This is a genomic window from Actinomycetota bacterium, assembly GCA_030776725.1.
In the GTDB taxonomy this organism is placed as follows: domain Bacteria; phylum Actinomycetota; class Nitriliruptoria; order Nitriliruptorales; family JAHWKO01; genus JAHWKW01.
Genome location: JALYHG010000164.1, coordinates 1 through 9,020 on the forward strand (window position 1 = coordinate 1; position 9,020 = coordinate 9,020).

Here is a 9,020-nt window from a genome sequence, read left to right on the forward strand (position 1 = left end):
GCGACGAGCAGGCCGAGATGGTCCGCCGGCTGACCGGCTCGGGCGCCGGCGTCGAGGTCGTCGTCGGCAAGGCGGGCACCGGCAAGACCTACGCGCTGGACGCCGCCCGAGCCGCCTGGCAGGCCGCCGGCTACCGCGTCACCGGGGCAGCCCTCGCCGCCCGAGCCGCCCTGGAACTCGAAGCCAGCGCCGGGATCGACAGCTACACGATCGACCGGCTCCTGGCCGACATCGAGCACCCGGAGCACGGCGGCCTCGCTCCCGAGTCGGTCGTCGTGGTGGACGAGGCGGCGATGGTCGGCACCCGCAAGCTGGCACGCCTCCTCGACGCCGCGGCACCTGCGACCACCGGAGCACCTCGCCCCGCACCTCACAACTCGGAGAGGACGAACCGTCCGTCCGGGCCTCGGTTGAACGTCGCCACCATCCGCACCGGCGGCGGGAACTAGCTACCCGACGACATCCGATTCCACAGCTTGTAGAGGTTGTCCTTCAGGTCAGCCTCGAACTGCTCGATCGACTCGCGGTCGACGCCCGCCGCGCCCCTGTTGGCCCTGACCTTGCGGTAGGCCTCAAAGATCATGTGCTGGAAATATCGAACCGCTTCGGTCCGCTCACCTGGCTCCTCCCGGCCACGCCGGTTGACCACCGAACAGACCAAGCTGCGCGACCCGGTAGCCACGTTCCAGGCACGCCTCTGCCAGCGCGCGGCCGGACCGCCGATCGCCGCTCGCAGATCCTGGACCGACTCACTGTTCTCTGTGCTCACCGTCGCCCTGGTTCCGGAGGGGTTCCGCTTGGCAGTTCCACCCGGCGGTCGTCGCCACGAGCGGGTCGCCTCTGCCTGCCGGTGACCACGACGCCAAGCAGGCCCGCGAGCGTCTCACGCTCCTACAAAGCAACCCGGCCTGTCCGTCTCCGCCGCCGTCCCCGAAACCGCGTGCGAGGATCCGCGGGTCGACGACACCGACATCCACGTGAGGGAGCTTCTGCCTGGGACTGGCGCCGGCGGAGACGAGGTGTGACAATGGAGGCACGCTATGCCCCAGATTCTCGACTCCCTTCAAACGGCCCGAGAGGCTGCAGCGCGCCACGCCTGGCGCGAGGCGTATGAGGCGTACTCGAGCGCGGACACGCGGGACCTGACGCCCGACGACCTCGAGAGTTTCGCCGAGGCGGCGTACTGGACGGGCAGACTCGACGAGGCGCTCAGTCTGCGTGAGCGCTCGTACGCCGGCTTCGCTTCGTCAGGCGACAAGCGCAGCGCCGCTCGTGTCGCGCTCACGCTGACGGACGATCACGCCAACCGCGGTGCCTTCTCGGTGGCTCACGGCTGGTTCGCGAACGCCGAGCGTTTGCTGGAGGGGTTGCCGGAGTCCGTCGAACACGGGCATCTGGCGCTGTTGCGTGGCTTCGTCGGGTACGCGACCGGAGGGAACCTCGCCGAGGCCGTCTCGAACCTCAACCGCGCGTACGAACTCGGCCAGCGGTTCGGCAACCGGGACATGCAGGCCATGGGCCTCGCCCTCAAGGGCAAGGTGCTCATTCAGATGGGCGAGGTCGATCAGGGGCTGGCCCTCCTCGATGAGGCGGCAGCCGGTGCGGTGTGCGGTGAGCTGCAGCCGTTGGCGGCGGGGAATGTCTATTGCGTCACGATCAGCTCGTGCCACGACGTGGGCGACTATCGGCGCGCCGCCGAGTGGACGGAGGCGGCGAATCGCTGGTGTGATCGTCTCGAGGTGACCGGTTTTCCCGGTGCCTGTCGCATCCACCGAGCCGAGATCCTGCGCCTGCGCGGCGACTGGCCGACGGCCGAGGAGCAGGCGCTCGTGGCCTGCGAGGAGTTGCACGACTTCAACCGCTTCGTGACCTCGGCCGGGTTCTACGAGGTCGGCGAGATCCGCCGTCGCCGCGGCGACTTCGCCGCGGCCGAGGAGGCGTACCGTCGGGCGAACGAGTTGGGCCACGAACCGCAGCCGGGACTCGCGCTCCTTCGCCTCGCCCAGGGCAAGGTCGAGGCCGCGGTTGCGGGGATCGCGCGCACGCTCGCAACCGCCGAGGACCCGTTGTCGCGCCTGCGCCAGCTCCCCGCCCAGGTGGAGATCGCGATCGCGGCCGGTGATCTGAAGACGGCACGGACGGCCGCTCACGAACTCGAACACCTCGTCGACTCCTACAAGATCGGAAACCAGCGCGCCCCCGCGTTCGACGCCACCGTCCACCGCGCCTCCGGCCAGATCAAGCTCGCGGAGGGTGACTGGGAGGGCGCGATCCGGTGCATGCGGCGGGCGTGGGACGGGTGGCAGCAGGTGGGCGCGCCGTACGAGACCGCTCAGACGCGGATGCTGCTCGGGATCGCCTACCGCCGCCAGGGCGACGAGCATGGGGCAATGAGCGAGTTCGAGGCCGCGTTGGCGACGTTCGAGCGGCTGGGGGCGAAGCTGGACGAGGAGCGTGTGAAGGAGCTGCTCGGCAGGCTCGAGACGCGTCGGACGTTCCTCTTCACCGACATCGTCGACTCGACGAGGCTGCTCGACACGCTCGGCGCCGAGAAGTGGAAGAGGCTGCTTGCCCGCCACGACGAGCTGCTGCGCGAGCGGATCGTGGACAGCGGCGGCGAGGTGATCAAGCAGACCGGTGATGGCTTCTTCGCGTCGTTCGGCAACCCGAAGGCGGCGATCGAGGCGGCCGTGGGGATCCAGCGCGCCCTCGACGCCGAGGTCGTCGCCCCCGACGTCAGGATTGGCGTCCACACCGGCGGGGGCTTCCACACCGACGGCGATTTCAGGGACTACGGCGGGGAGGGCGTGCACACGGCCGCACGCATCGCCGCGGCGGCGGGCCCCGGAGAGATCCTCGCCAGCAGCGAAACGCTCGACGACATCCCGACGGCCTTCCGCCTCTCGGAGCCTCGGCTGGAGCTGCTGAAGGGCTTCGAGCAGTCAGTCGAGGTGGTCTCGGTCGCTTGGCGCTAAGCCGACCGCTGGGCTCGATCCGCCCGGCGTCAGGTCACGCTCGAGATGCTCTCCCGATTTAGTGCGCGTCCTCTCCAATCCGGCGTTCGAGGTCGGGGTGCTCGAGAGCGCGCATGCGCTCGAGCAGACGCCCTCCGCGGTCGTCGACGAGCACGAGCCGGCGGTGCCTGTTCTGCACGAACCCCTCCTCGACCGATTGGTCGACGAGGGGAGCGAGGTAGCCGGCGACGTCTAGGATCCCGGCCGGCTTGACGTGGAGGCCGAGCTAGAGCCAGGGCAGGATCTCGAACAACTCCTCGAGCGTGCCCACCCGCCCGGCAACGCCACGACCCGTCCGGAGGTCGAACATCAGCGCCTTGCGTTCGTGCATCGAGCCGATGATTGAGGAGGTCACGCCAGCGTCTTCATCTTCGACCACCGACGGCACCGTATAACGAAGCCGTCTGGGTAACAGGCGTCAACAGATAGCCCCGCCGGCGACGTGATCGGTCGAGCTGCGCCTCGGGGGATGCTTTGCCCAACTGTTTTGGAGTTCGTCGGCGGCCCTCAGCGCGACCTCGATCACCTCACCGTCCGGCAACGCCTGTCCCCGCTGGCGGGCGGCAGCGAAGGCCCCGTCTCCCAGCCGCTCGTTGGCCGTAACGAGAGCCTGGCGCAGCCGGTCCGATTCCGCCCCGAAGGTCGGGGCGGCGGTCTCCGCCACCTCGGCCGCGGCTGCGATAATCACCGCTGGCTCATCGGCTTCGAGGTGCACCAGCAGCTCCACGAGGTTGCGGAGGGTGGTCCACTGCTGGGTCCAGCTGCCGCTGCGACGCCAGCGGCGGATCAGGTCGGCGAAGGCCGGCAGGGCCTGCGTCGGTTCGTCGTGCCGGACCCGCAGGCTCGCCGCGGTGAGCTGCGCCACGCCGTCGATGAACCAGGCTCCGCAGTCGCGCGCGAGCCGGGCTGCCTCCTCTACCAGGGCCAGCGCCTCGTCAGGCGCGGTCTCCGTCCGGCACTCGCCTTTGATGTAGCGCGCGAAGGCTTGTGCGGCCGGACCGGCGTCTTCAGCGGCGCGGGCGGCCGCGTCGGCCTCCTCGATCGCCTCGGCAATCCGTCCGGCGTAGGAGAACACCACCGCCGTGCTGGCCTGCCCCATGACCACGCTGTCGGGGTCCCCGGCGATCCGCGCCAGGCGTACCACCTCCCGGAAGGCTGTTTCGGACTCGTCCAGCCGGCCGGTGAAGTTTGCCACGTCACCGAGAGCCTCGAACGCGAAGATGCAGGCCGGGTCATCGGGTCCGACCCCGAGTTCGGTGCCGCGAGCTGCGAGCCGGCCCGCCCGTTCAAGGTCACCGCGGATCCAGGCGGCCGCGGCGGCCGCCGCGTGCACCTGCGGCGCTGCCGGGTGGTCGTCGATGCCGTCCATGGCGAGCGCGTCCGCCGCCCATCCGAGCAGCTCTCCTCCCGGACGCCAGTAGTCGAACCGGTACAGAGCCGCGACCAGTCGGGCGAGGACGTCCACGTTGTCCGTGTGGCGCGCCCGGCGGGCGGCCTCGCGCAGGTCGTCCAACGAGGTCTCCAGCCAGCGCCGGCCCTGCTCGCTCATGGGGGGACCGGCGGCCTGCTCGGCCCTTGCGGTCAGCACGGCCACGTGTCGGGCGGCGATCGCGTCGGCCTCCCCCCGCGCGAGGAGCCGGTCGCGTGCGAAGCGCCGCAGGGTGCGCAGCATGCGGTAGCGGCCGGAGCCGCCGGACGGTCCGGTCATGGGCCCGTCGAGCATGGACCGTTCGGCGAGCGCCGCCAGCTGTTCCACGGTCCCGCTGCGGTGCTGGTCGTCGGGCGCGCAGACCGCGTGAACCTCGTCGACGCCGAACGCGCCCGCGAACACGCTCAACCGCTCGAACAGCCGCTGTTCGGCCTCGTCCAAAAGCCGGTAGGACCAGTCCACCACCGAGCACAGGTCGCGGTGACGCGCGTCGCGGCCGCGGCGCCGACCGACGGGTGCGGCGATGTCCTCACGCAGGACCGCGAGCAGGTCACCGGCCGACAGGGCGCCCATGCGGGCCGCGGCCAGCTCGATCGCGAGCGGCAGCCCGTCGAGTTGCCGGCAGATCTCGGCCACCGCAGAGCGCTCGGCGGTCAGATCCAGCCCGGGTGCGGCCGCGGTCGCGCGGTCGATGAACAGACGAACGGCGTCACCACCGTCCCGGGCGGCGGTGTCCGCGCCGACCGGCAGGGGCGGCACCGGCAGCACCTGTTCCCCGGGCACCGCCAGCCGTTCGCGGCTGGTGGCCAGCACGGTCACGTCGGCGCAGTCGCGCTGGATCTGCTCGGTCAGGGCGGCGACCGTGTCCAGAAGGTGCTCGCAGTTGTCCAAGACCAGCAGCAATGTGCGCGTCGTGAGTGCACCCAGCAGGGCATCGCGGGGGGCCCGTGTACCGGCGAGGTCGGCGCCGATCGTGTTAGCGACCACGTGGTCGACCGCGGCAGGGTCGGCCAGTGGCGCGAGGTTCGCCCAGGCGACGTCGTCGGGCTCATCGCGGTCGACGGATGCGGCGACCTCGGCCGCGATCCGGGTCTTTCCGACACCTCCGGTGCCGGTCAGGGTGACGAGCCGACGCTCACGCAGCGCGTTGCGGACCGCAGCGATCTCCGTCTCACGTCCGACCACGGAGCTGGTCATGACCGGCACCGTCGACCCTGGCCCGCGGGGCTCGGGTCGCGTCGGGGTGGGTGGCCGGGAGCTGGCGATCTCGCCCCGCAGGATGGCGCCCTCAAGGCGTTGCATCGACGGGGAGGGTTCCAGGCCACTCTCCGCGGCGAGACGCTCCCGGTAGCGGCGGTGGACCGCCAACGCGTCGGCCCGCCGATCGACGCTGGCCAGCGCCCGCATCAGCAGATCCACGAACCGCTCGCGCAACGGGTCAGTGTGCACGAGGGCTTCGAGCTCACCGATCACGCCGATCGCCTCGCCCAGAGCCATCCGGGCTGCAGCCCGCTCCTCGAGGGCGACCAGACGGCGCTCGGCCAGGCGCAGCGCCTCCGCCCGCGCCAGCCCCTCGTCGAACCCCGCGTAGGCCGGGCCCCGCCACAGCTTTAGCGCCTCGTCCAGCAGGTCGCGGGCCACGTCGGGCTGGTCGTTGCGACGCTCCGCCTCATCCAGGAGCTGGTCGAAGCGCAAGGCGTCGACCTGTGCGGATCCGACCTGTAGGAGGTAGCCGGGGCTGCGGGTCAGCAGCCCGGCGTGCTCACCGAGCGTGCCGCGCAGACGCGCCACGTACGTCTGGACGGCGTTGCGGGGCGCGGCCGGAGCGGCGTCCCCCCACAGCACGTCGATGAGCGATTTCGACCGGTACGACCTCGCCGGCGTGCGCCAGCAGCGTCGCCAACACCGTCCGCTGGCGGCGGCTTCCGATCGCAGCCACCGCGCCCTCGCGGCGGACCTCCAGGGCTCCGAGTACCCGGAACTCCACGGCGACGGTGTCGCTGGTCTCGATCGGACCTCTCCCGCGAGGTGACGTCCGTCCCACCTCCGCCCAGGGTAGATGGGTCGACACCCACCGCGACACTGCGACGTACGCCAGATGTGACCGACCCGCAAGCCCCACCGTGCAGACTGCGGACAGGGCAAACACATCAGGAGAACCCATGGCCGATACAGCCACCACCATCACCGAACCGGCCACCCGGACGACCGGACTCCACCCGACACCGCAGGCGATCGACGAAGACACGCTCGCGGCGTTCGAAGAGCGTCTCGTCGACATCCTCAACGGCGGCGCCCTGTGCTTAATGATCTCGCTTGGTCACCGCACGGGACTCTTCGACGCCATGGCGGCAGCCGGCTCGGTGAACGCGGGCGCGCTCGCCGACCGCGCCGGGCTCGACGGCCGCTACGTCACCGAGTGGCTGGGGGCGATGACCGTCGGACGCATCGTCGACCACGACCCCGAGGCAGGCACCTACACGCTGCCAGCCGAGCACGCCCGGCTGCTGACCCGCGCTAGTCCGGCGGACAACATCGCCGTCTTCGCCCAGTACATCCCGCTGCTCGGGGCGGTCGAGGACGACATCGTGGGTTGCTTCCACGACGGCGGCGGCCTGGACTACGCGGCGTTCCCGCGCTTCCACGAGATCATGGAGGAAGACAGCGCACAGACGGTCCTGTCCGCCCTGCGCGAGCACATCCTGCCGCTGGTCCCCGGCCTGACCGATCGCCTCACCGCAGGCATCCACGTCATCGACGTCGGCTGCGGCCGGGGACGGGCCGTCAACGAGATGGCCGCGTCGTTCCCCCACAGCACGTTCGTTGGCTACGACATCTCCCAGGAAGCCATCGCCTACGCCCGCCGAACCGCCGCCGACCGGGGCTTGGACAACGTCACTTTCCACGTCCAAGACGCCGCCCGCCTCGGTGAGGTCGTCGACCGAGGCACGGCCGATCTGATCACGACGTTCGACGCCGTCCACGACCAGGCCGACCCTGAGGCGGTGGTGCGCGCCATACGACATGCGCTGGCCGACGACGGGATCTACCTGGCTCAGGACATCGACGCGACCAGCACCCACCACGGCGACATCGGTCACCCGATCGGTCCGCTGCTGTACACGATCTCGTGCCTGCACTGCATGACCGTGTCGCTGGCCCAGGGCAGTGCGGGCCTGGGCACGATGTGGGGCCGCCAGCGCGCCCGGACCCTGTTCGAGGACGCCGGGTTCGCCGACGTGGAAATCCACACCCTCGAACACGACGTGCAGAACGCCTACTACGTCTGCCGTCCGTAGCGAGCCTCAGCGAACGGCTCCCGCCGACGACGACACCAGCCAGTTCACCGGTGCACACGGAGATCACCGTGACCACGACCGAGACCACACGGAGCGGCGAAACGGGCCACCTCACCACCGGCTGGGACGCCGACCTCGACCTCGACGACACGCTGCTGCGCCGCTACGTGTTCGCGCTGGCGGCCAGCAACGTCGCCCCGGTCGCCGCCATGGGCGGCCGGGTGCTGCGCCGCGACGAGGTGATCGCCGCCGACCGCGGCATCCCGAACGCTGTCTTCAACGCCGCGGTCCTGACCCAACCGCCAGGCCAGGGCCGGCCGCCCGACGAGGGTGCCTTCGAGGCGACGCTCGCGACCGTCGAGGACCACTACACGGGCGGGACCGGTCGGGTGTACCTGTGGAGCCCCTGGCCCACCCCTGACCTGCGCCACCGCGGCTGGGTGCTGGACGGCCACCCCCCGCTCCTCGTCCGCCCACCCGAAGCCCCGCTGCCACCCGACCACGAGGCGTTGGAGATCCGCGAGGTCCACGATCGCCGGTCGTTGGACGACTTCACCGTGTGCTCGTGGAGGGCTTCCCGTTCGACGAGCTACAACCCTTCCAACCTGGCATGTGGCTCGATGAACGCCTGCTCGACGTGGCCGACCACCGGCTGTTCGTCGGATACGTGGACGGCGCGGCGGTCGTTTTCCGGCTGGCTGCTGCTGCATGGACCGCTGGGGGTGCTGGTCCTCGCCGCGACCCTGCCCGAGGCCCGACGCCGCGGGTACTGGGCGGCGATGCTGCGCCGCCGCCTCCACGCAGCCGAGGAGCGGGCCGTGGCGACGATCTTCGGTGACATGAGCCGGCCTGGCGCCCAGCGCTACGGGTTCCTGCCCCTGTTCCGTTTCACACTCTGGCACCGCGACAGGAGACCCTGATGCGCCCCGCCGACCTGTTCGACCGAGCCGCCGCCGGACTCCAACGTCGCCTGCCCACGGTCACGCCGGCGGACCTCGACGCGCCCACCCCCTGCGCAGGCTGGAACGTCCGCGACCTGCTCGCCCACCTCGCAGAGGAGTCCTGCTGGGCTGCCGGAGTCCTCGTCGGCGACGCCCCAGAGGTGGTCGCCGCACGATGCGACGGCGACTTGATCGCAGACCAGCCCGTCGCGGCCCTCGACCGGCTGACCGCGGCGGCACGGACCGCGGCACGAGACCCGTCGCGAGACACGGTCTCCTTTGGTGAGCGCACCATGGCGACCGCCGACTACCTCACCGAGCTGTTCGCCGACAACCT

At 70.9% G+C, this 9,020-nt stretch carries 8 protein-coding genes and 1 pseudogene; 6 read left to right on the forward strand and 3 right to left on the reverse strand.

Annotated features, from left to right (window positions below):
* Positions 1 to 449 (forward strand): AAA family ATPase (locus M3N57_07650; GenBank protein MDP9022558.1); only part of this gene is annotated, 449 nt, incomplete at its 5' end.
* Here the strand turns inward: M3N57_07650 and M3N57_07655 are convergent.
* Positions 449 to 583 (reverse strand): annotated as a pseudogene (locus tag M3N57_07655) (group II intron reverse transcriptase/maturase). The gene M3N57_07650 and the pseudogene M3N57_07655 overlap by 1 nt on opposite strands.
* 457 nt (positions 584 to 1,040) lie before the next feature.
* Between M3N57_07655 and M3N57_07660 the strand changes: the two are divergent.
* Positions 1,041 to 2,975: a LuxR family transcriptional regulator gene (locus M3N57_07660; protein ID MDP9022559.1), complete on the forward strand. Its 1,935-nt coding sequence runs from the start codon at positions 1,041 to 1,043 to the stop codon at positions 2,973 to 2,975.
* A gap of 265 nt (positions 2,976 to 3,240) precedes the next feature.
* Here the strand turns inward: M3N57_07660 and M3N57_07665 are convergent, their stop codons facing one another.
* Both M3N57_07665 and M3N57_07670 read right to left on the reverse strand, forming a co-directional pair.
* A complete protein-coding gene (locus M3N57_07665) occupies positions 3,241 to 3,393 on the reverse strand; it encodes an LOG family protein (protein ID MDP9022560.1) in 153 nt (50 codons plus the stop codon).
* 39 nt (positions 3,394 to 3,432) lie between these two features.
* On the reverse strand, positions 3,433 to 6,288 hold the full coding sequence (locus tag M3N57_07670; protein MDP9022561.1) for an AAA family ATPase: 2,856 nt from the start codon (positions 6,286 to 6,288) through the stop codon (positions 3,433 to 3,435).
* A gap of 4 nt (positions 6,289 to 6,292) precedes the next feature.
* On the opposite strand from M3N57_07670, the gene M3N57_07675 reads away from it, so the two are divergent.
* From M3N57_07675 to M3N57_07690, 4 genes are all read left to right on the forward strand, one after another.
* Complete coding sequence (locus tag M3N57_07675) at positions 6,293 to 6,475, forward strand: hypothetical protein (protein ID MDP9022562.1); 183 nt, start codon at positions 6,293 to 6,295, stop codon at positions 6,473 to 6,475.
* Between the two features lie 130 nt (positions 6,476 to 6,605).
* Entirely contained in the window at positions 6,606 to 7,742 is a 1,137-nt protein-coding gene (locus tag M3N57_07680; GenBank protein ID MDP9022563.1) for a methyltransferase domain-containing protein, read from the forward strand.
* A 68-nt stretch (positions 7,743 to 7,810) separates the two neighbouring features.
* Positions 7,811 to 8,662, forward strand: coding sequence for a GNAT family N-acetyltransferase (locus M3N57_07685; protein ID MDP9022564.1), 852 nt, complete (start codon positions 7,811 to 7,813; stop codon positions 8,660 to 8,662).
* The coding region (locus M3N57_07690) for a maleylpyruvate isomerase family mycothiol-dependent enzyme (GenBank protein ID MDP9022565.1) at positions 8,662 to 9,020 on the forward strand (359 nt) is incomplete at its 3' end. The genes M3N57_07685 and M3N57_07690, both read left to right, overlap by 1 nt.

Excerpts from the sequence above, each read along its gene's own strand:
- M3N57_07660 (MDP9022559.1), top strand. The coding sequence starts at position 1,041 with ATGCCCCAGATTCTCGACTCCCTTCAAACGGCCCGAGAGGCTGCAGCG.
- M3N57_07675 (MDP9022562.1), top strand. The coding sequence starts at position 6,293 with ATGAGCGATTTCGACCGGTACGACCTCGCCGGCGTGCGCCAGCAGCGT.
- M3N57_07680 (MDP9022563.1), top strand. The coding sequence starts at position 6,606 with ATGGCCGATACAGCCACCACCATCACCGAACCGGCCACCCGGACGACC.